The sequence below is a fragment of the Ralstonia sp. VS2407 genome, from assembly GCF_052950655.1.
Genome location: NZ_JBRFVG010000011.1, coordinates 131,637 through 152,542, shown reverse-complemented (window position 1 = coordinate 152,542; position 20,906 = coordinate 131,637). Strand labels below are relative to the sequence as shown.

Here is a 20,906-nt window from a genome sequence, read left to right as displayed (position 1 = left end):
CTGACGATGCCTTCCCGCCTGCTCGCCCGTGGTGTGCTGACCGGCCTGCTGTGGGCTGGCGGCGCACTCGCGCTTGCCGGGCAGGCGGGGCACGCCACCGCCGGGCCGGTTGGCCAGCCGCTTCCGCAACTGAGATATGCCGCGTTGCAAGGCGATGACGCCAAGCTCTGGCAGTTCAGCGCTGACCCGGCCGGCGGCGTGCCGCAAGCCACCGCGTTGCCGCACGACGCCGAAACGCCGCTCGGCAGCGTCTGGAAGCTCTTCGTCTATAGCTACCTTGTCTCGCGCCGCATCAGCACGCCCGACTACAAGTGTCACGGCAACGACGCCGAAGAGGTGTACTGCTGCACCGCAGGCAACAGCATCGACCGCGAGCGCGCGCTCATCCAGTCGTGCGGACGCTATTTCGAACCGGCGCGTCTCGGGCTGGACCGCGCGGATTGGCGCCGCTTCTGGCAGCAAGCCGGATCGCCCACGTGGCTACGTGACCTGCGTGCCATGCAGCCGACGCATCGCGTGCCGGTCGCCGATCTGCTCACCGCGCTGCGCAGCGTTCCGGCCGAGGGGCGCGAAACTGCCGCGCAGACACTCGTCTCCGTGCTGACCATCGGGCGCGGCGAGGGCACGGTATCGGACTTCGGCGGTCTGCTGCGCGCCAAGACGTGGACGATGCCCGACCCGCAGCGGCCCGGCGCGTCGATCGGCGGGGCCGCGGGCTGGCTGGCCGACGGCACGCCCGTCTGGCTGGGCGGTGCGGGGTCGAGCAACCAGGTGCTGGCCGCTGCCGCACCGCGCCTGACGCCGCTGATCGAGCAGACGCCCGTGCCCGACGATGATGCCTGCGTCGCGGTGGACTTCTTCGCGCGTTACCCGATTCGCGAGGTGCGCGATGCCAGCGGCAAGCCGGTCGCGGCCGGTCGTCTGGAAGGCCGCTACGCCGTGCGCTTCGTCAACGGCAACACGCTGCCGATCGAGAGCAAGGGCGAGTTGACGCTCGCGCGCCAGAACAACATGCCGGTCATTACGGGCCGCCTGGGCATGAACGACTACGTGGCGCGTGTGGTCGAGCGCGAAGGCGAACTCGCCGAGCCACAGGCCGCGCGTGCGTTGGCCGTGGCGGCACGCAGCTACCTTGTGCAGCACGCCTCGCGCGACAAGGGCTGCTACCGCATCGCCGACAGCTCGCGGACGCAGCGCGTGCTGCCGCGTCCACCGCTGGCCGCCGCGCGCAACGCAGCCGAATTTACCGACACGCTGGTCCTAACCGGCCAGTCCGTGCAGTACCACGGCACCATCAGCGCACGCGGCCAGATGAGCTGGACCGCCGCGCGTGCCGCTGCCCAGCGCGGCCAGGGGTTTGACGCGATTCTCGCACAGTGGTGGCCGCAGGCGACGCTCACGTCGTTCCAGAGCCCGGTGGCGGGGGATTGTTCACCCGTGGCGGGCGCGCAGCAGTGGCTGCAGGCGCGCGCGCCGGGTTGGTCCGCGCGCCTGAATGCCGAGCCCGGCTACGAGACACCGCCGCTGCCGGCCGTGTGCGTCGTACAAGAGGGCCGCCCGTATGCCGACGCGCGCCGCAACCGGCTCTACGTGCACCGGTTTGCCACCGAGGAAGACCGCATCGCACTGACGCACGAATATCTGCACCTCGCCTTTGCGCGTCACCCGCGCGGGCAGGACGAACAGTTTGTCGAGGCGATGGCGCGTCGCCTGATCCGAGGGGAGGGTTTGCTGTGAAGAGTGGGACGACGCGCTTGGCGCTGGGCGCCGTTGCGCTGCTGCTGGCCGCATCGGCACTGGCTGAGCCGGTGGCCGATCTGGAAGGGCCGATCGGCGGCTGGCGCAACAGCAAGCTGACCAACGAGCTGGAGCAGTACACCGCGGCGTATCCAAAACCGCCCGTGGACCGTGGCGCGCAAAAGTACCGCACGCTCATTGCCGGGCGCATCCGCGCGGCTGGCAAGCAGCGCCGCCCGCCGGTGTTGGTCGTCAATGGCAACGCCATGCCGTTGTATGGCGATGGCGAAGGCCGTTTCGCGCGCCCCTGGGCGTTCGGCCCGGGTTCGAACAGCGTCGAAATCGTCAGCGCCGACGGCCAGTCGCGCCAACGTCTGCAGTTCTACGAGGCGGACACCACCAAGACGTCGGCCAAGCTGCGCGCCGTCCTCACGTGGGACGACCCGCGCGCCGAGGTCGACATGCACGTCATTTCGCCGATTGGCGATCACGCGTTCTGGGCGCAACCGCTGCTCTCCGACGGCGGTGGGCTTGACGTGGACAGCGTCGACGGCGCCGGCCCCGAGATTTTCTCGACCGCCGCGCCGCGCCCCGGCGTCTGGCTGTTCTACGTGAACTACTGGGGCAACTTCAATGCCGGCGGCTACAACTTCGACGAAAAGGCGCACGACCGCGATCTCATCACCGCGCAACTGACGCTGATCTATAACGAGAACACGCCCAACGAGCGGCGCGAGTTCGTCAGCGTGCCGCTGCGCAAGATCGGCGAGCTGGCGCTGATGAAATCGATCCGCTTCTGACGTGACACACATGACGCCTTCCACTTTACGTCTCGCCGTCGCCATTGCGCTGGCCACGTTTGCGGCTGCTGGCAGCGTGCTCGCGCAAACCGACGCCGGGAGTATCGAGATCACCGCGCCGCTCAATGGCTGGCGCAATTCGGCGGGCGACGAATCCCGCTACACGCAAGACGTGCATTACCCGGCGGTGTCGGTGTCGACGCCGCCGGGGCAGGGCATCGCGTCGATGATCGCCGGGCGCATCCGCAACCAGCCGAAGGCTGCCGCAGCAACGGACGAAAACAAGCCGCGCCGCCGCCGTGGCGCCGATGGCGCGTCGGTCGGTACGCTGATCGTCAACGGCGTGGCCATGCCGCAGCGCATCGAGGCTGACGGCACGTTCTCGCGTCCGTACGCATTTGGCGCGGGCAGCAACAGCGTCGAGGTGCGCAGCGCGCGCGGCGATGCCAAGCGCGTGCAGTTCTACGACAGCTACACCGGCAAGCAGCGTCCGCGTCTGCGCGTGGTCCTGTCTTGGGACACCGACGGCACCGATCTCGACTTGCACGTCATTTCGCCCGATGGCCAGCATGCCTGGTACGGCAACCGCGTGGTCCAGAACGGCGGCGCGCTCGACGTGGACGTCACGACCGGCTATGGTCCTGAGATCTATTCGAACCCGGCCCCCGTGCCCGGCACGTATCTCGTCTACGTGAACTACTACGGCAGCGGCAACGACAACAGCATCATCACCACGGCTACTGTCAACATCATTACTGACGAAAACACGCCGTCCGAGCGCCAGCAGACGTTTGTCGTGCCGATGCGCAAGGCCGGCGATCTGACGCTGTTACGCAGTTTCACGATGAAGTAGCCCACACGATTCCGGAGCCGCCATGGATACGCAGACCGTTGCCGCCTACGACACCCTTGCTGAGGCTTTCGCGCAGGAGTGGCGCGAGCAGCCCGCGCCTGAAGACCTGTACGCGTTGCTGCGCCGCGAGTTCAAGGCGGGCGGCGCCACCGCCGACATCGGCTGCGGCGCGGGCCGCGAGGTGGCGTGGCTCAACGCCAACGGGTATCCGGCTGTCGGCTACGACGCCTCGGCGGGGTTGCTGGAAGCGGCGCGGGAGCAGTATCCAGGGCTGTCCTTCCGGCAGGCGCTGCTGCCCGAGTTGGTCGGTATTGCCGAAGGCGCGTTCGACAACGTCCTCTGCGAGACCGTCATCATGCATTTGCCGCCCGAGCAGATTGGTGCGGCGGTGGAGCGCCTGGTGTCGTTGCTGCGCCAGGAGGGCACGCTGTACCTGAGCTGGCGGGTCACGCCTGAGGCCGATCAGCGCGATGGACGCGGCCGGCTGTTCACGTCGTTCGATGCGGCACCTGTGCGCCAGGCGCTGGCCGGCACCGAACTCGTCTTTGACAAGGCGGCCGTCAGCCAGTCGTCGGGGCGGACGATCCATCGCATCGTTGCACGCAAGGTCTGACGGCGGCGTTGCCGACAATCCGACTGTCCTGATTGACCACCCTGCGGCGGGGTTTGTCACAATAGCGGTTTCGCCCAGCCCGCGCGTGATACCGCGCGCACCCGCCGCCCCGATGTACGACTCCCCCGCCATAGACCACGCGCTGCAGGCGCTGCCCGAAGACACCGCCGCCGCCACGCATGCGGTGCTGCACGATGTGTTCGGCTACAGCGCCTTCCGCGGCCCGCAGGCGGAGATCGTCGCCCACGTGGCGGATGGCGGCGATTGCCTCGTGCTGATGCCGACCGGCGGTGGCAAATCGCTCTGCTATCAGATCCCGGCGCTCGTACGGCACCGGCGCGGGCAGGGCGCCGGTATTGTCGTGTCGCCGCTGATCGCGCTGATGCAGGATCAGGTGGCCGCGCTGGAAGAGGCCGGCGTGCGCGCCGCATACCTCAACTCTGCGCTGACGGGCGCCGAGGCAGCGCAGGTCGAGCGCGATCTGGCGGCGGGGCGGCTGGATCTCGTCTACGTGGCGCCCGAGCGGTTGATGACGCCGCGCTTCCTCGAGCTGCTTGAGCGATCGCGCATTGGCCTGTTCGCCATCGACGAAGCGCACTGCGTGTCGCAATGGGGGCACGATTTCCGGCCCGAGTACATCCAGCTTTCCGTGCTGCACGAGCGATTCCCGCACGTGCCTCGCATTGCGCTCACCGCCACGGCCGATGCCGTCACCCGCGACGAGATCGTCGAACGGCTGGCGCTGACGGACGCGCGCGTCTTCCTCTCCAGCTTCGATCGCCCGAACATCCGCTACACCATCGTCGAGAAGGACAGCGCGCGCCAGCAGCTGCTGCGCTTCATTCGCGCCGAACACATGGACGGTGACACCTGTGACGCCGGCATCGTCTACTGCCTGTCGCGCAAGAAGGTGGAGGAGACCGCGCAGTGGCTGGCCGAGCAGGGCATCCGCGCGCTGCCGTATCACGCCGGGATGGACTCCGAAGTGCGCGCCCGCCATCAGGCAATCTTCCGCAAGGAGGAGGGGGTCGTCATGGTGGCGACCATCGCCTTTGGCATGGGCATCGACAAGCCGGACGTCCGCTTCGTTGCGCACCTCGATTTGCCCAAGAGCCTCGAAGGTTATTACCAGGAAACCGGCCGCGCAGGCCGCGACGGCATGCCCGCCAACGCGTGGATGGCGTATGGCTTGTCTGACGTGGTGCAGCAGCGCCGCATGATCGACGAGTCCGATGCGGACGATGTGCACAAGCGCGTCTCAACCGCCAAACTCGAAGCGCTGCTCGGCCTTTGCGAAGCCGCAAGCTGCCGCCGTGTGGCGCTGCTTGCGTACTTTGGTGAAAGCAGCCAGCCGTGCGGCAACTGCGATACGTGCCTGACGCCGCCGCAAACCTGGGACGCCACGCGCGAGGCGCAGATGGCGCTGTCGTGTGCGTACCGCGTCCAGCAAGCCAGCCGCGTGAGCTTTGGCGCGGGACAACTCATCGACATCCTGCGGGGCAACGCGACCGAGCGCGTCAAGCAGTGGCATCACGAGACGCTGTCGACCTTCGGCATCGGCAGCGATTTGTCAGAAGCCGCGTGGCGCGGCGTGTTCCGACAGTTGGTCGCGCAGGGCTTGTTTGCGGTGGATCACGGCGGCCACGGCGCACTGATCCTGACCGACGCGGCCCGCCCCGTGCTCAAGGGCGCGCAGTCGGTGATCCTGCGTCGTCAGGTCGAGAAGGTACGTGGTGCGTCTTCGTCGTCGGCGAAGAAGGAGCGTCGCGCCGATCCGGCCGCCGAGCTTTCCGCCGAGGCGCAGGTGCGCTGGCAGGCGTTGCGTGCCTGGCGGACGCAGGCCGCGCGTGAGCACAGCGTGCCGGCATATGTGATCTTCCACGACGCCACGCTCGCGCGCATCGCCGAGACCGATCCGGATTCGCGCGAAGCGCTCGGCGAGTTGCCCGGTATCGGCATGGCCAAGCTGGACCGCTACGGCCAGGCGCTGCTCGACGTGCTGGAGAAATGCCGCGAGCAAGCCTAGGCGGACAGCGGCAATGGCCCCATCACGCCGGTGCGGCTCAGGTGATCGCCCAGAAAATCGACAAACGCCCGCACCTTCGGTAGCAGGTGCACACGTTGTGTGAACACGGCGTGCAGCGGCACCTCCCGCGCCGTGTAGTCCGTCAGCACCGCCTGCAGCCGGCCGGCCGCAATATCGTCGCGCACCAGATACGCCGGCCCCAGCGACACGCCCAGCCCTGAACGCGCCGCCTCGCGCAGCACGAGGCTGTTGTTGGCCAGCATCGAACCATTCACGTGGGCGATGTAGCGCTGGCCCGCGGCGTCCGTCAGCACCCAGTCGTACGGCCCGTCGTAATTGGCGTAGACGAGGCAGTTGTGGTTGCGCAAATCCTCCGGCGACTGCGGAATGCCACGCTCGCGAAAATACGACGGCGCCCCGTAGATGGCGTGCGCGCAACTCGCCAGCCGCCGCGCCACCAGCGATGAGTCCTCCAGCATGCCAATGCGGATCGCCACGTCGATGCGCCCGGCGACAAGATCGGCGTAGCGGTCGTTCATGTCCAGATCGATCTGCACGGCAGGGTAGCGCGCCTGGAATGCGCCCAACAGCGGTGCTAACAATGTCACTGCAAACGAGGCCGGCGCTGACACCCGCAGCGTGCCGCGCGCCTCGTCGCGTAACGCGGTCACGGCCTGCTCTGCCGCATCAACGAGCGCCAGTCCTTCGCGGCTTTTTTCGAAGAACGCCGCGCCCGCTTCGGTGAGCGACAGGCGCCGCGTTGTCCGTTGCAGCAGACGCGTCTGCAGCCGCGCCTCCAGCCGCGCCAGCGCCTTACTGATCACACCGCGCGACATCCCCATCGCATCCGCCGCCGCCGACAGGCTGCCGCGCTCCACCACCTGCACAAAGATCGCCACGTCAGAAAGCCGGTCCATATTTGCGCGCCTGTGGAAACAATATTGCGCCAGAGGCTACCTTAATCTGCGCGAATCGGCTGGCTACGATGGGCGCTCCGATCCTTCGTCCTGCTCATCATGACTACCGAAGCGCCTGCCGTTGCCGTTTCCAACCCGCCACCCGCCGATCGGCTCCCCGACGGCGCCACGCCCTTGTTTGCCGCCGCCGTCGGGCTCATCGTCATCAACCTGTTCGGCATCCAGCCACTCGTTGCCGAGATCGCCGCGAGCATCGGCTGGACCACGGCCGCCACGGGGCTGCTGGTGACCGCCACCCTTATCGGCTATGGCATCGGCCTGTTGCTCCTGATGCCGCTGACCGACCTGCAGGACAACCGCACGCTGGCCTCGCGCACCCTGTGGGGCGCGGTGGCTTCGCTGGCGCTGACCACTGTCGCGCACAGCGGCCAAGTGCTGATGCTGGCTGCCTTCGCCATCGGCCTCACGTCGACGGTCATTCAGATGCTGATTGCGCTGGCGGGGCGCCTCGCCGCAGACCACCGGCGCGGGCGGGTGCTCGGCGACATCATGATCGGCCTGAACCTCGGCATCCTCCTTTCGCGCCCGGCGGCCAGCCTGATCGCGGCGCAGTGGGGCTGGCGGGCGTTCTACGGCGCATCGGCGGTGGCGATTGCCGTGTTGGCTGTCTTCCTGCCGCGCGTGATGCCGACCTTCGTGCCGCCGCGCGCGCTGTCGTACGGCGCACTGCTGGGCTCGTACGGGCGGCTGCTGCGTAGCGAACCGTTGTTGCGCCGCCGCGCCGCCACCCAGGCCTTGCTGATGGCCGCGTTCACGTTGTTCTGGACGGCTGTCGCACTGCGGCTGGCGGCAGCGCCATTCCATCTTTCGCAGAACGGCATCGGCATCTTTGCGCTGTGCGGCGCGGCTGGGGTCGTGGCCGCGCCCATCGCCGGGCGGCTGGCCGATCGCGGCTTGGTGCGCGTGGGTACGCTGCTCGCGCACGGCAGTGCGGCGACGGGTTTGCTGTTGGCGCTGGCTTCGGCACTGTTGCCTGGCCTCAGCGTCCCCGCCATGTTGACGATGTTGGTAGCTGCGGCGCTGCTGCTCGACTTCGGCGCCATCGGCGACCAGGCGCTCGGCCGCTACATGGTCAACACACTGTCACCGGAGATTCGCGGCCGTGTGAATGGTCTGTACACCGGCGCGTTCTTCTTTGGCGCCGCTGCAGGGGGCGGCTTGGCCGGCGTGGCCTGGGTGCGCGCCGGCTGGATCGGCGTATCCGTTCTCGCGCTCGGGTTTGTGGCGACGGCTGCACTCGTCTTTATGTGGCCTGCACGTGCTTCGCGTGCCATCGGCGCCACACCGCGCCGCTGCTGATCTCACCCGCGCGTCGCCAGAGAGGCGGCGCGCTTGACGCTTGCAAGACAGCCCGCTATAGTGCCAGATTCGAGTTTTTGGCTTCTGGTTTCGCGCGTCCCTGCCCGGCAAAGCGCTGTGCGAGACATCTGAACCAGACGGGCTCGCGCTCTTTGGTCTTGATCTGTTCCCGCAGGTCCTCCCCTTCAGAGCGTTCTGCTCGCCACTTCCATAAAACCCGATTGCGCCGTCCGCCTCACAAATGAGGCGTTCACGTTATGTGAACCGGCGATTTTTCAAAAAACCAAGCTGGATTGAACAATGCCAACCATCAATCAACTGGTTCGCAAGCCCCGCGTCTCGGAAAAGCTGAAGAGCAAGAGCCCGGCACTTGAGAACTGCCCGCAGCGTCGCGGCGTGTGCACCCGCGTGTACACCACGACGCCGAAGAAGCCGAACTCGGCACTGCGTAAGGTCGCGAAGGTGCGCCTGACCAACGGTTTCGAAGTCATTTCGTACATCGGCGGTGAAGGCCACAACCTGCAAGAACACAGCGTCGTGCTGATCCGCGGCGGCCGTGTGAAGGACTTGCCGGGTGTGCGTTACCACATCGTGCGCGGCTCTCTTGACCTGCAAGGCGTCAAGGACCGTAAGCAAGCGCGTTCGAAGTACGGCGCGAAGCGTCCGAAGGCGGCCTAAGTCGTCAGTGAGATCGCGCCGCTTTTGCGGTCACGGTCTTGTCATGAGCAGGCGGTACAACGGTGCGTTTTTTGACCGCACTGGCACCGTCGAGTAAGTGGTCACCCGGCTCAGATTGTTGGAAGACAAGCTAGTTGGTGGCCGGAGAACCGAAGCGGTTCTCAACTGAACAGAGAAGGAAAGAAGATGCCACGTCGTCGTGAAGTCCCCAAGCGGGAAATTCTGCCGGACCCGAAGTTCGGCAATGTGGAAGTCGCCAAGTTCATGAACGTCCTGATGCTGGACGGCAAGAAGTCGGTGGCTGAACGTATCGTCTACGGTGCGTTCGACCAGATCGAGAAGAAAGCAGGCAAGGCGCCGATCGAGGTGTTCACGCTGGCAATCGGCAACATCAAGCCGGTGGTCGAAGTGAAGAGCCGTCGTGTTGGTGGCGCCAACTATCAGGTGCCGGTCGAAGTCCGGCCGTCGCGTCGTCTGGCATTGGCGATGCGTTGGCTGCGGGAAGCTGCGAAGAAGCGCAGCGAGAAGTCGATGGCCCTGCGTCTGGCTGGTGAGCTGCTCGAAGCCTCGGAAGGCCGCGGCGGCGCCATGAAGAAGCGCGACGAAGTGCACCGCATGGCTGAAGCCAACAAGGCGTTCTCGCACTTCCGCTTCTAAGCGACGCGAGACGTTGTTGGTTGCTGGGCGGGCTGTGTGCGCACATCTCGCCCATTTGTATTAGGGGCGCTTGGCCATGGGCCGGCGCCCCGTTGACGAATCTGAGGATTAACCGTGGCTCGTAAGACCCCCATTGAGCGCTACCGTAACATCGGTATTTCCGCTCACATCGACGCCGGCAAGACCACCACGACCGAGCGGATCCTGTTCTACACCGGTGTGAACCACAAGATCGGTGAAGTGCATGATGGCGCTGCCACCATGGACTGGATGGAGCAGGAGCAAGAGCGCGGCATCACCATCACGTCTGCTGCTACCACCGCCTTCTGGAAGGGCATGGGCGGCAACTATCCCGAGCACCGCTTCAACATCATCGACACCCCGGGCCACGTGGACTTCACCATCGAGGTGGAGCGTTCCATGCGTGTGCTCGACGGCGCGTGCATGGTGTACTGCGCAGTGGGTGGCGTGCAGCCGCAGTCGGAAACCGTCTGGCGCCAGGCCAACAAGTACAAGGTGCCGCGTCTGGCGTTCGTCAACAAGATGGACCGTACCGGCGCGAACTTCTTCAAGGTCTACGACCAGCTGAAGACCCGTCTGAAGGCCAACCCGGTGCCCGTCGTAGTGCCCATCGGCGCTGAAGACGGCTTCCAGGGCGTCGTCGATCTGCTGGAAATGAAGGCGATCATTTGGGACGAAGCCAGCCAAGGCGTGAAGTTCGAATACACCGACATTCCGGCTGAGCTCGTTGACACGTGCAACGAGTGGCGCGAGAAGATGGTCGAGTCGGCTGCTGAAGCCAGCGAAGCGCTGATGGAAAAGTACCTGGGCGGCGAAGAGCTGACCCGTGCTGAGATCGTCAAGGCGCTGCGCGACCGCACCATCGCCTGCGAAATCCAGCCGATGCTGTGCGGCACCGCGTTCAAGAACAAGGGCGTGCAGCGTATGCTCGACGCCGTGATCGACTTCCTGCCGTCGCCGGTCGACATTCCGCCGGTTCAAGGCATTGACGAAAACGACGAAGAGAAGAAGCTCGAGCGCAAGGCAGACGACAACGAGAAGTTCTCGGCGCTGGCGTTCAAGATCATGACCGACCCGTTCGTTGGTCAGCTGATCTTCTTCCGCGTCTACTCGGGCAAGATCAACTCGGGCGACACCGTGTACAACCCGGTGAAGCAGAAGAAGGAGCGTCTGGGCCGGATTCTGCAGATGCACGCCAACCAGCGCGAAGAAATCAAGGAAGTGCTGGCAGGCGACATCGCCGCTGCAGTGGGCCTGAAGGACGCCACCACGGGTGACACGCTGTGCGACCCGAGCGCTCCGATCATTCTCGAGCGCATGGTGTTCCCGGAGCCGGTGATCTCGCAGGCTGTCGAGCCGAAGACCAAGGCTGACCAGGAAAAGATGGGTATCGCCCTGAACCGCCTGGCTGCTGAAGATCCGTCGTTCCGCGTGCGTACCGATGAAGAATCGGGCCAGACCATCATTTCGGGTATGGGCGAGCTCCACCTCGAAATTCTGGTCGACCGCATGAAGCGCGAATTCGGTGTGGAAGCCAACATCGGCGCCCCGCAAGTTGCCTACCGCGAAACCATCCGCAAGAAGGTTGAAGACGTCGAAGGCAAGTTCGTCAAGCAGTCCGGCGGTCGCGGTCAGTACGGTCACGCTGTGATCACGCTCGAACCGGCGGATGACGAGGCGAAGAAGGCTGGCAAGAACTTCGAGTTCGTCGATGCCATCAAGGGCGGTGTGATTCCTCGCGAATACATCCCGGCGGTCGAGAAGGGTATCGTCGACACGCTGCCGGCCGGTATTCTGGCGGGCTTCCCGGTGGTGGACGTGAAGGTCACGCTGACGTTCGGTTCGTACCACGACGTGGACTCGAACGAAAACGCGTTCCGCATGGCCGGTTCGATGGCTTTCAAGGAAGCCATGCGCCGCGCCACCCCGGTTCTGCTCGAGCCGATGATGGCTGTGGAAGTGGAAACGCCGGAAGACTACACGGGTACCGTGATGGGCGACTTGTCGTCCCGCCGCGGCATCGTGCAGGGCATGGACGACATGGTGGGCGGCGGCAAGATCATCAAGGCCGAAGTCCCGCTGTCGGAAATGTTCGGTTATTCGACGTCGCTGCGCTCGCAGACGCAAGGCCGCGCCACGTACACCATGGAATTCAAGCAATACGCTGAGGCACCGAAGAACATCGCCGAAGCTGTGATGGCTGCCAAGGGTACGAAGTAATCAACGTGTTTTGGGCGGCGCGCGTGTGCGTGCTGCCTGCATCCAAATCTAGTAATTAGCCGATTCCGAATTGAGGAGCTGACATGGCAAAGGAAAAGTTCGAGCGGACCAAGCCGCACGTGAACGTTGGTACGATTGGTCACGTTGACCACGGCAAGACGACGCTGACCGCGGCGATCGCAACCGTGCTGTCGAGCAAGTTTGGCGGTACCGCGAAGAAGTACGACGAAATCGACGCAGCGCCGGAAGAAAAGGCACGCGGCATCACGATCAACACCGCGCACATCGAGTACGAAACGGCTAACCGCCACTACGCGCACGTTGACTGCCCGGGCCACGCCGACTACGTCAAGAACATGATTACCGGTGCTGCCCAGATGGACGGCGCCATCCTGGTGTGCTCGGCCGCTGACGGCCCGATGCCGCAAACGCGTGAGCACATCCTGCTGGCCCGCCAGGTTGGTGTGCCGTACATCATCGTCTTCCTGAACAAGTGCGACATGGTGGACGACGCCGAGCTGCTGGAGCTGGTGGAGATGGAAGTGCGCGAACTTCTGTCGAAGTACGACTTCCCGGGCGACGACACCCCGATCATCAAGGGTTCGGCCAAGCTGGCGCTGGAAGGCGACAAGGGCGAACTGGGCGAAGTGGCCATCATGAACTTGGCCGACGCACTGGACACCTACATCCCGACGCCGGAGCGCGCTGTTGACGGTACGTTCCTGATGCCGGTGGAAGACGTGTTCTCGATCTCGGGTCGCGGCACCGTGGTGACCGGCCGTATCGAGCGCGGCATCATCAAGGTCGGCGAAGAAATCGAAATCGTCGGTATCGCCATGGACGGCGACAAGCCGAAGATCGACAAGACGACCTGCACGGGCGTGGAAATGTTCCGCAAGCTGCTGGACCAAGGTCAAGCAGGCGACAACGTCGGTATTCTGCTGCGCGGCACGAAGCGCGAAGACGTCCAGCGCGGCCAAGTGCTGGCCAAGCCGGGTTCGATCAAGCCGCACACGGAATTCACGGGCGAGGTCTACATCCTGTCGAAGGACGAAGGCGGCCGTCACACGCCGTTCTTCAACAACTACCGCCCGCAGTTCTACTTCCGTACGACGGACGTGACCGGCTCGATCGCCCTGCCGGAAGGCAAGGAAATGGTCATGCCGGGCGACAACGTGTCGATCACCGTCAAGCTGATCGCCCCGATCGCCATGGAAGAAGGCCTGCGCTTCGCTATCCGTGAAGGCGGCCGTACCGTGGGTGCTGGCGTCGTTGCCAAGATCCTGAAGTAAAAGGCGGATCGATGCGCTGTTCCTCGTAAGGGGCGCAGCGCATCGCCTGTTGCATCGCTCTTTCAATCTACCGGCGGCTCGACCGCCATGCTCTTTAAGGAAACATCATGCAGAACCAGAAGATCCGTATCCGCCTGAAAGCTTTCGACTATCGCCTGATCGACCAGTCGGCCGCTGAAATCGTCGAGACCGCCAAGCGCACCGGAGCGATCGTCAAGGGCCCGGTGCCCCTGCCGACCCGCATCCAGCGTTTCGACGTTCTGCGTTCGCCGCACGTCAACAAGACCAGCCGCGACCAGTTCGAAATCCGCACGCACCAGCGCCTGATGGACATCGTCGACCCGACGGACAAGACCGTCGATGCGCTGATGAAGCTGGACCTGCCGGCTGGCGTGGACGTCGAGATCAAGCTGCAGTAAGCAACACAACGCTGCCGGGCCACTCCGGTAACGGGCAAGCGGCGAGCCAAGTGCTCGCCGTTTTGCTTTTGAGCACTGGATGTTGCATTGCACACGACGTTCGGACCGCCATCCGGCAATCGCTCTTGCATATTGTTCGTAACCCGGATATATTGTAGGGCTACCCCTTTAGTCAGGGGAGTGGGCTGGCCATTTGGCCTCGCGCTGTCTCTTTAGGCGCAGTCCAGTTCAAGATTCGTAGTATCAATCAGCCCCGGCCAATCGCAGCTGGGAATGGAGCAAACCATGAGCCTTGGCCTTGTAGGTCGCAAGGTTGGCATGACCCGTATTTTCACGGACGACGGCGATTCGATTCCCGTTACCGTGCTCGAGGTCGGCGACAACCGCGTGACGCAAATCAAGACGGACGAGACCGACGGTTACACCGCGGTTCAAGTCACCTTCGGCACCCGACGCGCCAGCCGCGTCACCAAGCCGCTGGCGGGTCATCTCGCCAAAGCCGGCGTGGAAGCGGGCGAAGTCATCAAAGAATTCCGAGTGGATGCCGCTCGTGCCGCTGAATTCCAGCCTGGCGCGAACATCAGCGTCGACCTGTTCGAAGTCGGTCAAAAGATCGACGTCCAGGGTGTGACGATTGGTAAGGGCTACGCCGGTACCATCAAGCGTTACCACTTCTCGTCGGGCCGCGCCTCGCACGGTAACTCGCGCTCGCACAACGTGCCGGGCTCGATCGGTATGGCGCAGGATCCGGGTCGCGTGTTCCCGGGTAAGCGCATGACCGGTCACATGGGTGACGTCACCCGTACCGTTCAAAACCTGGAAATCGCCAAGATCGACGCAGAGCGCAAGCTGCTGCTGGTCAAGGGTGCGATTCCGGGCGCCAAGGGCGGTCAAGTCATCGTCACGCCGGCCGTGAAGGCCCGCGCCAAGAAGGCATAAGGAGCAAACGCATGGAACTGAAGCTGCTCCAGGACAACGGTCAACTCGGCGCCAGCGTTGCTGCCTCGCCGGAAGTCTTCGGCCGTGACTACAACGAAGCCCTCGTTCACCAAGTCGTCGTCGCTTACCAAGCCAACGCTCGCAGCGGCAACCGTAAGCAGAAGGACCGTGAAGAGGTCAAGCACACGACCAAGAAGCCGTGGCGTCAAAAGGGTACGGGCCGCGCCCGTGCAGGTATGAGCTCCTCCCCGCTGTGGCGCGGGGGCGGTCGTATCTTCCCGAACAGCCCGGAAGAAAACTTCTCGCAGAAGGTCAACAAGAAGATGTACCGCGCCGGCATGCGCTCGATTTATTCGCAGCTTGCCCGTGAAGGTCGCATCAACGTCGTTGACAGCCTGTCCGTCGACGCGCCCAAAACCAAGCTGCTGGCCGACAAGTTCCGCGCCATGGGCCTGGATTCGGTGCTCGTGATTACCGATAACCTGGACGAAAACCTCTTCCTGGCATCGCGCAACCTGGCGCACGTGCTCGTGGTTGAGCCGCGTCACGCCGACCCGCTGTCGCTCGTGCACTACAAGAAGGTGCTCGTGACCAAGGCAGCCGTCGCGCAGATCGAGGAGTTGCTGAAATGACGCAAGTTGCCAAGAACGACCATCGCCTGATGCAGGTGCTGCTGGCGCCTGTGGTGTCTGAAAAGGCAACCCTGGTGGCCGAGAAGAACGAACAGGTCGTGTTCGAAGTGGCTCGCGACGCCAACAAGGGCGAAGTGAAGGCTGCCGTCGAACTGCTGTTCAAGGTCGAAGTTGAGTCCGTCCAGATCCTGAACCAGAAGGGCAAGCAAAAGCGCTTCGGTCGCTTCATGGGTCGTCGTGACCACGTGAAGAAGGCCTATGTTTCGCTGAAGCCGGGCCAGGAAATCAATTTTGAAGCGGAGGCCAAGTAATCATGGCACTCGTCAAAACCAAGCCGACATCGCCGGGCCGCCGCTCGATGGTGAAGGTCGTTAACCCCGACCTTCACAAGGGCGCGCCGCACGCTCCGCTGCTGGAAAAGCAAATCCAGAAGTCGGGTCGTAACAACAACGGCCACATCACCACCCGTCATAAGGGCGGTGGTCACAAGCATCACTATCGCGTCGTCGACTTCAAGCGTAACGATAAGGACGGTATCCCGGCCAAGATCGAACGCTTGGAATACGATCCGAACCGTAGCGCCAACATCGCGCTCGTGCTGTTCGCTGACGGCGAGCGCCGCTACATCATCGCCCCGAAGGGCGCTGTGGTTGGCCAAGCCATCGCTAACGGCTCGGAAGCGCCGATTAAGGCCGGTAACAACCTGCCGATCCGCAACATTCCGGTCGGTACGACAATCCACTGCGTGGAAATCCTGCCGGGCAAGGGTGCTCAAGTTGCCCGTTCGGCTGGGACGTCCGCCGTGCTGCTGGCTCGCGAAGGCATCTACGCTCAAGTGCGACTGCGCTCGGGTGAGGTGCGCCGCGTGCACATCGAGTGCCGCGCGACCATCGGTGAAGTCGGCAACGAAGAACACAGCCTGCGCCAGATCGGTAAGGCCGGTGCAACTCGTTGGCGCGGTATTCGCCCGACCGTTCGCGGTGTGGTGATGAACCCGGTCGATCACCCGCACGGTGGTGGTGAAGGTAAGACTGCTGCTGGCCGTGATCCGGTGTCCCCGTGGGGCACGCCGACCAAGGGCTACCGCACCCGTCGTAACAAGCGCACTGACAGCATGATCGTTCAGCGCCGTCACAAGCGTTAATCGGTAGGTAGGAGCTTAGATATGACTCGTTCCGTAAAAAAGGGTCCTTTCATTGACGCCCACCTGCTGAAGAAGGTTGAGGCGGCGGTGCAAACGAAGGACAAGAAGCCCATCAAGACGTGGTCGCGTCGTTCGACCATTCTGCCGGACTTCATCGGCCTGACGATCGCCGTTCACAACGGCCGTCAGCACGTGCCCGTGTATGTCACGGAAAACATGGTTGGCCACAAGCTCGGCGAATTTGCGCTCACGCGTACGTTCAAGGGCCACGCTGCCGACAAGAAAGCGAAGCGATAAGGGGCAATCATGGAAGTTAAAGCGATTCATCGCGGCGCCCGTATCTCCGCACAGAAGACGCGGCTGGTTGCTGACCAGATCCGCGGCCTGTCGATCGAGCGCGCGCTCAACGTGCTGACGTTCAGCCCGAAGAAGGCGGCTGGCATCGTGAAGAAGGTGGTTGAGTCCGCCATCGCGAACGCCGAGCACAATGAAGGCGCCGACATCGACGAGCTGAAGGTCAAGTCGATCTACATCGACAAGGCTACGTCGCTCAAGCGCTTCACGGCGCGTGCAAAGGGCCGTGGCAACCGCATCGAGAAACAAACCTGTCACATCACTGTGACGCTGGGCAACTAAGGGGTCACGATGGGACAGAAGATTCATCCGACTGGCTTCCGTCTGGCTGTCAGCCGTAACTGGGCATCGCGTTGGTACGCGAGCAACACCCAGTTTGCCGGCATGCTCAAGGAAGACATCGAGGTTCGCGAGTTTCTGAAGAAGAAGCTGAAGAACGCGTCGGTGGGCCGCGTGGTCATCGAGCGTCCGGCCAAGAATGCTCGTATCACCATTTACAGCTCGCGTCCGGGCGTGGTGATCGGCAAGAAGGGCGAGGACATCGAACTGCTGAAGGCTGAGCTGCAGCGTCGCATGGGCGTGCCCGTGCACGTGAACATCGAAGAAATCCGCAAGCCGGAAGTCGATGCACAGCTGATCGCCGATTCGATCACGCAGCAGCTCGAGCGCCGCATTATGTTCCGTCGCGCAATGAAGCGCGCGATGCAGAACGCGATGCGTCTGGGTGCCCAAGGCATCAAGATCATGAGCTCGGGCCGTCTGAACGGCATCGAAATCGCCCGTACCGAGTGGTACCGCGAAGGCCGTGTGCCCCTGCACACGCTGCGCGCCGATATCGACTACGGCTTCTCCGAAGCGGAAACCACCTACGGCATCATCGGTGTCAAGGTGTGGGTGTACAAGGGTGACCACCTTGGTCGCAACGACGCACCCGTCGTGGAAGAGCCGCAAGAAGAGCGTCGCAAGCGTCCGGGTCGTCCGGAAGGTCGTCGCCGTGAGGGCGAAGGTCGCCCGGCCGGTCAGCGCCGCGGTGCTGGTGCAGGTGCCCGTCGTGGCGCCGACGCCAAGACTGGAGAATAAACATGCTGCAACCTAAGCGCAGGAAGTACCGCAAGGAGCAGAAGGGCCGTAACACCGGTATCGCGACGCGCGGCAACGCAGTCTCGTTCGGCGAATTCGGTCTGAAGGCGATGGGCCGTGGCCGTCTGACGGCGCGTCAGATTGAGTCGGCCCGTCGTGCGATGACCCGTCACATCAAGCGTGGCGGCCGCATTTGGATCCGGATTTTCCCGGACAAGCCGATCTCGAAGAAGCCTGCCGAAGTCCGTATGGGTAACGGTAAGGGCAACCCGGAATACTACGTGGCTGAAATTCAGCCGGGCAAGATGCTGTACGAAATGGACGGCGTTGGCGAAGAACTGGCACGCGAGGCTTTCCGCCTGGCCGCTGCCAAGCTGCCGATCGCGACCAGCTTCGTGGTGCGTCAGGTCGGAACGTAAGGAGCACACACCATGAAAGCATCCGAACTGCGCGACAAAGATGTCGCCGGGCTGAACCAGGAGCTCTCCGAGCTGCTGAAGGCCCAATTTGGCCTGCGCATGCAAAAAGCGACGCAACAGCTGCAGAACACCAGCCAGCTGAAGAAAGTGCGTCGTGACATCGCGCGTGTCCGCACCGTGCTGGGCCAGAAGGGGAACCAGAAATGACTGAAGCCGCAACGTCCCTGAAGCGCACGCTCGTCGGTCGCGTTGTCAGCAACAAGATGGACAAGACCGTCACGGTCCTGATCGAAAACCGCGTCAAGCATCCGCTGTACGGCAAGTACGTGGTGCGCTCGAAGAAGTACCACGCGCACGACGAAGCCAATCAGTACAACGAAGGCGACAAGGTTGAGATCACCGAATCGCGTCCGCTGTCCCGCACGAAGTCGTGGGTGGTGTCGCGTCTGCTTGAAGCTGCGCGCGTGATCTAAAACAACAGCGGAGTAGTTTGCTGTTGCAAGGCCGAGATTATGTGATATAGTCTCGGTCTTTCCCTTTGTGAGGGTGGCCGGCAAACCTGCTGGTGGCTCAAGTGAGGGGAAAAGCGAATGGGCCAGGCGGCAATCGCCGTCGGGCAGCTACCGACTTCAAGTTGATCAACCCAATCGCAGTTGGCGCAATGCCAGCAGCCGGCGGGACCAAGACTGATCGCCTCTGCGCATTGTGCGCTTGGCGAATTAAGTTGGGACGAGAACACCATGATTCAGACAGAAAGCCGGCTCGAAGTGGCCGATAACACGGGTGCGCGTGAAGTCATGTGCATCAAGGTGCTGGGCGGTTCGAAGCGCCGCTACGCCAGCGTCGGCGACATCATCAAGGTCAGCGTCAAGGATGCTGCCCCGCGTGGTCGCGTGAAAAAGGGCGATATCTACAACGCCGTGGTGGTGCGTACCGCCAAGGGCGTGCGCCGTCCTGACGGCTCGCTCATCAAGTTCGACGGCAATGCCGCCGTGCTGCTGAACACCAAGCTTGAGCCGATCGGCACCCGCATTTTCGGGCCGGTCACTCGCGAACTCCGTACCGAGCGCTTCATGAAGATCGTGTCGCTCGCGCCGGAAGTGCTGTAATCGGAGGCCGCATGAACAAGATTCGCAAGGGCGATCGCGTCATCGTCCGTACCGGTAAAGACAAGGGCAAGCAAGGTACCGTGCTGGCCGTGCTGGCCGAGCATGTGACGGTTGAAGGCGTGAACGTTGCCAAGAAGCACGTGCGCCCGAACCCGATGCTGGGTACGACGGGTGGTGTGGTCGACAAGGTCATGCCCATCCATATTTCGAACGTTGCGCTCGTGGATGCCAATGGCAAGCCGTCGCGCGTCGGCATCAAGGTTGAAGGCGGCGTGAAGACGCGCGTGCTGAAGACCACCGGTGCTGCCGTCGGCGCTTGATTCTGGGCAATAGAGAGGAGTTGAGCATGACTGCACGTCTGCAAGAGTTTTACAAAGAGAAGGTTGTGCCCGAACTGATCAAGCAGTTTGGTTACAAGTCCGTCATGGAAGTGCCGCGCATCACCAAGATCACCCTGAACATGGGTCTTGGCGAAGCCATCAATGACAAGAAAGTCATTGAGCACGCCACGGGCGACCTGATCAAGATCGCTGGCCAGAAGCCCATCGTGACGAAGGCCCGCAAGGCTATCGCCGGCTTCAAGATCCGCCAGGGTTACCCGATCGGCACGATGGTCACGCTGCGTGGCCAACGTATGTACGAATTCCTGGATCGCTTCATCACTGTGTCGCTGCCCCGCGTGCGCGACTTCCGTGGTGTGTCCGGCAAGGCGTTCGATGGTCGTGGCAACTACAACATCGGTGTGAAAGAGCAGATCATTTTCCCCGAGATTGAATACGACAAGATCGACGCACTCCGTGGTCTGAATATCAGCATCACGACGACTGCGAAGAACGACGAGGAAGCGAAGGCGCTCCTCAACGCGTTCAAGTTCCCGTTCCGTAATTAAGGGGTTACCGTGGCTAAATTGTCTCTGATCGAACGCGAGAAGAAGCGTGCCAAGCTCGTGGCCAAGTACGCTGAGAAGCGCGCCGCTCTCGAAGCCATCGTGGCCGACCAAAGCAAGTCGGAAGAAGAGCGCTACGAAGCGCGTCTGAAGTTGCAAGCGCTGCCGCGCAATGCAAATCCGACTCGTCAGCGCAACCGCTGCTCGATCACCGGTCGTCCCCGCGGTACGTTCCGCAAGTTCGGCCTGGCGCGTAACAAGCTCCGCGAGATCGCCTTCAAGGGCGAGATCCCGGGTCTGACGAAAGCCAGCTGGTAATCACGCACAGGCTACAGGAGAAACAGTATGAGCATGAGCGATCCGATCGCCGATATGCTGACGCGTATCCGCAACGCGCAAGCGGTGGAAAAAGCGTCGGTGGTCATGCCGTCGTCGAAGCTGAAGGTGGCAATCGCCAAAGTCCTGAAGGACGAAGGCTACATCGACGAATTCGCCGTGACCGAGCAGGGTGGCAAGTCCACGCTGACGATTGGTCTGAAGTACTACGCTGGCCGTCCGGTCATCGAGCGCCTGGAGCGCGTCTCGAAGCCTGGTCTGCGTGTGTACAAGGGCCGTAATGAAATCCCGCAAGTGATGAACGGCCTGGGTGTCGCCATCATCTCGACCCCCCAGGGTCTGATGACGGACCGCCGCGCCCGCGCAACCGGTGTCGGTGGCGAAGTCATTTGCTACGTCGCCTAAGGGAGGGGAA

At 63.3% G+C, this 20,906-nt stretch carries 27 protein-coding genes; 26 read left to right on the top strand and 1 reads right to left on the bottom strand.

The genetic code is table 11. The annotated features are described in order from the left end of the window. Nucleotides 1–6: 6 nt before the first annotated feature. The 5 genes from ACU8YE_RS18480 to recQ all read left to right on the top strand — a co-directional run bounded on the left by ACU8YE_RS18480 (nucleotide 7) and on the right by recQ (nucleotide 6,029). Complete coding sequence (locus ACU8YE_RS18480; RefSeq protein ID WP_446929310.1) at nucleotides 7–1,737, top strand: YfaQ family protein; 1,731 nt, start codon at nucleotides 7–9, stop codon at nucleotides 1,735–1,737. Next, entirely contained in the window at nucleotides 1,734–2,537 is an 804-nt protein-coding gene (locus ACU8YE_RS18475; RefSeq protein WP_316871519.1) for a YfaP family protein, read from the top strand. The genes ACU8YE_RS18480 and ACU8YE_RS18475 overlap by 4 nt, the downstream gene beginning before the upstream one ends. A gap of 10 nt (nucleotides 2,538–2,547) precedes the next feature. Further along, nucleotides 2,548–3,390 carry a YfaP family protein gene (locus tag ACU8YE_RS18470; RefSeq protein ID WP_446929309.1) on the top strand — a complete coding sequence of 281 codons (843 nt, stop codon included), beginning with the start codon at nucleotides 2,548–2,550 and terminating at the stop codon, nucleotides 3,388–3,390. Nucleotides 3,391–3,412: 22 nt separating this feature from the next. Beyond that, on the top strand, nucleotides 3,413–4,003 hold the full coding sequence (locus ACU8YE_RS18465) for a class I SAM-dependent methyltransferase (protein WP_316871521.1): 591 nt from the start codon (nucleotides 3,413–3,415) through the stop codon (nucleotides 4,001–4,003). 112 nt (nucleotides 4,004–4,115) lie between these two features. Continuing rightward, nucleotides 4,116–6,029 carry a DNA helicase RecQ gene (gene recQ, locus ACU8YE_RS18460; RefSeq protein ID WP_316871523.1) on the top strand — a complete coding sequence of 638 codons (1,914 nt, stop codon included), beginning with the start codon at nucleotides 4,116–4,118 and terminating at the stop codon, nucleotides 6,027–6,029. On the opposite strand, the gene ACU8YE_RS18455 is transcribed toward recQ, so the two are convergent. Then, a complete protein-coding gene (locus ACU8YE_RS18455; protein ID WP_322018735.1) occupies nucleotides 6,026–6,946 on the bottom strand; it encodes a LysR family transcriptional regulator in 921 nt (306 codons plus the stop codon). The genes recQ and ACU8YE_RS18455 overlap by 4 nt on opposite strands. Nucleotides 6,947–7,045: 99 nt before the next feature. On the opposite strand from ACU8YE_RS18455, the gene ACU8YE_RS18450 reads away from it, so the two are divergent. From ACU8YE_RS18450 to rpsH, 21 genes are all read left to right on the top strand, one after another. Continuing rightward, on the top strand, nucleotides 7,046–8,305 hold the full coding sequence (locus ACU8YE_RS18450) for an MFS transporter (protein ID WP_446929308.1): 1,260 nt from the start codon (nucleotides 7,046–7,048) through the stop codon (nucleotides 8,303–8,305). A 300-nt stretch (nucleotides 8,306–8,605) separates the two neighbouring features. Beyond that, nucleotides 8,606–8,983 (top strand): 30S ribosomal protein S12, encoded by a 378-nt coding sequence (rpsL, locus tag ACU8YE_RS18445; RefSeq protein ID WP_003265519.1) that lies wholly within the window; start codon nucleotides 8,606–8,608, stop codon nucleotides 8,981–8,983. 186 nt (nucleotides 8,984–9,169) lie between these two features. Beyond that, the gene (gene rpsG, locus ACU8YE_RS18440) at nucleotides 9,170–9,640 is read left to right on the top strand and encodes a 30S ribosomal protein S7 (protein ID WP_004634470.1); all 471 of its coding nucleotides are present in this window, start codon (nucleotides 9,170–9,172) and stop codon (nucleotides 9,638–9,640) included. 114 nt (nucleotides 9,641–9,754) lie between these two features. Continuing rightward, nucleotides 9,755–11,881 (top strand): elongation factor G, encoded by a 2,127-nt coding sequence (fusA, locus tag ACU8YE_RS18435; protein ID WP_045203008.1) that lies wholly within the window; start codon nucleotides 9,755–9,757, stop codon nucleotides 11,879–11,881. Between the two features lie 83 nt (nucleotides 11,882–11,964). Then, complete coding sequence (gene tuf / locus ACU8YE_RS18430; protein ID WP_102067425.1) at nucleotides 11,965–13,173, top strand: elongation factor Tu; 1,209 nt, start codon at nucleotides 11,965–11,967, stop codon at nucleotides 13,171–13,173. 107 nt (nucleotides 13,174–13,280) lie between these two features. After that, nucleotides 13,281–13,592, top strand: a complete 312-nt coding sequence (gene rpsJ / locus ACU8YE_RS18425) for a 30S ribosomal protein S10 (RefSeq protein WP_004634473.1) — start codon at nucleotides 13,281–13,283, stop codon at nucleotides 13,590–13,592. A gap of 285 nt (nucleotides 13,593–13,877) precedes the next feature. Further along, nucleotides 13,878–14,531: a 50S ribosomal protein L3 gene (gene rplC, locus ACU8YE_RS18420; protein ID WP_024977883.1), complete on the top strand. Its 654-nt coding sequence runs from the start codon at nucleotides 13,878–13,880 to the stop codon at nucleotides 14,529–14,531. Between the two features lie 11 nt (nucleotides 14,532–14,542). Continuing rightward, complete coding sequence (gene rplD, locus ACU8YE_RS18415; RefSeq protein ID WP_446929307.1) at nucleotides 14,543–15,163, top strand: 50S ribosomal protein L4; 621 nt, start codon at nucleotides 14,543–14,545, stop codon at nucleotides 15,161–15,163. Then, nucleotides 15,160–15,474: a 50S ribosomal protein L23 gene (gene rplW / locus ACU8YE_RS18410; protein WP_004634476.1), complete on the top strand. Its 315-nt coding sequence runs from the start codon at nucleotides 15,160–15,162 to the stop codon at nucleotides 15,472–15,474. The genes rplD and rplW overlap by 4 nt, the downstream gene beginning before the upstream one ends. A gap of 2 nt (nucleotides 15,475–15,476) precedes the next feature. Then, entirely contained in the window at nucleotides 15,477–16,307 is an 831-nt protein-coding gene (gene rplB / locus ACU8YE_RS18405) for a 50S ribosomal protein L2 (RefSeq protein WP_004634477.1), read from the top strand. Between the two features lie 21 nt (nucleotides 16,308–16,328). Then, complete coding sequence (gene rpsS, locus ACU8YE_RS18400) at nucleotides 16,329–16,604, top strand: 30S ribosomal protein S19 (protein WP_004634478.1); 276 nt, start codon at nucleotides 16,329–16,331, stop codon at nucleotides 16,602–16,604. A 9-nt stretch (nucleotides 16,605–16,613) separates the two neighbouring features. Next, nucleotides 16,614–16,943 (top strand): 50S ribosomal protein L22, encoded by a 330-nt coding sequence (gene rplV / locus ACU8YE_RS18395; protein ID WP_004634479.1) that lies wholly within the window; start codon nucleotides 16,614–16,616, stop codon nucleotides 16,941–16,943. Between the two features lie 9 nt (nucleotides 16,944–16,952). Then, nucleotides 16,953–17,741 carry a 30S ribosomal protein S3 gene (rpsC, locus tag ACU8YE_RS18390; RefSeq protein WP_009241892.1) on the top strand — a complete coding sequence of 263 codons (789 nt, stop codon included), beginning with the start codon at nucleotides 16,953–16,955 and terminating at the stop codon, nucleotides 17,739–17,741. A gap of 2 nt (nucleotides 17,742–17,743) precedes the next feature. Further along, nucleotides 17,744–18,160, top strand: a complete 417-nt coding sequence (gene rplP / locus ACU8YE_RS18385; protein ID WP_003264123.1) for a 50S ribosomal protein L16 — start codon at nucleotides 17,744–17,746, stop codon at nucleotides 18,158–18,160. Between the two features lie 12 nt (nucleotides 18,161–18,172). Then, entirely contained in the window at nucleotides 18,173–18,367 is a 195-nt protein-coding gene (rpmC, locus tag ACU8YE_RS18380; protein ID WP_004634481.1) for a 50S ribosomal protein L29, read from the top strand. Then, nucleotides 18,364–18,633, top strand: a complete 270-nt coding sequence (gene rpsQ / locus ACU8YE_RS18375; protein WP_004634482.1) for a 30S ribosomal protein S17 — start codon at nucleotides 18,364–18,366, stop codon at nucleotides 18,631–18,633. Before rpmC ends, rpsQ begins: the two co-directional genes overlap by 4 nt. A gap of 267 nt (nucleotides 18,634–18,900) precedes the next feature. Further along, nucleotides 18,901–19,269: a 50S ribosomal protein L14 gene (gene rplN, locus ACU8YE_RS18370; protein WP_003264129.1), complete on the top strand. Its 369-nt coding sequence runs from the start codon at nucleotides 18,901–18,903 to the stop codon at nucleotides 19,267–19,269. Nucleotides 19,270–19,280: 11 nt separating this feature from the next. After that, nucleotides 19,281–19,589, top strand: coding sequence for a 50S ribosomal protein L24 (gene rplX / locus ACU8YE_RS18365; protein WP_009241893.1), 309 nt, complete (start codon nucleotides 19,281–19,283; stop codon nucleotides 19,587–19,589). Nucleotides 19,590–19,615: 26 nt separating this feature from the next. Further along, nucleotides 19,616–20,158: a 50S ribosomal protein L5 gene (gene rplE, locus ACU8YE_RS18360; RefSeq protein WP_009241894.1), complete on the top strand. Its 543-nt coding sequence runs from the start codon at nucleotides 19,616–19,618 to the stop codon at nucleotides 20,156–20,158. Between the two features lie 9 nt (nucleotides 20,159–20,167). Then, nucleotides 20,168–20,473 carry a 30S ribosomal protein S14 gene (gene rpsN / locus ACU8YE_RS18355; protein ID WP_004634486.1) on the top strand — a complete coding sequence of 102 codons (306 nt, stop codon included), beginning with the start codon at nucleotides 20,168–20,170 and terminating at the stop codon, nucleotides 20,471–20,473. 27 nt (nucleotides 20,474–20,500) lie between these two features. Next, nucleotides 20,501–20,896, top strand: a complete 396-nt coding sequence (rpsH, locus tag ACU8YE_RS18350; RefSeq protein ID WP_004634489.1) for a 30S ribosomal protein S8 — start codon at nucleotides 20,501–20,503, stop codon at nucleotides 20,894–20,896. The last annotated feature ends 10 nt before the right edge of the window (nucleotides 20,897–20,906 follow it).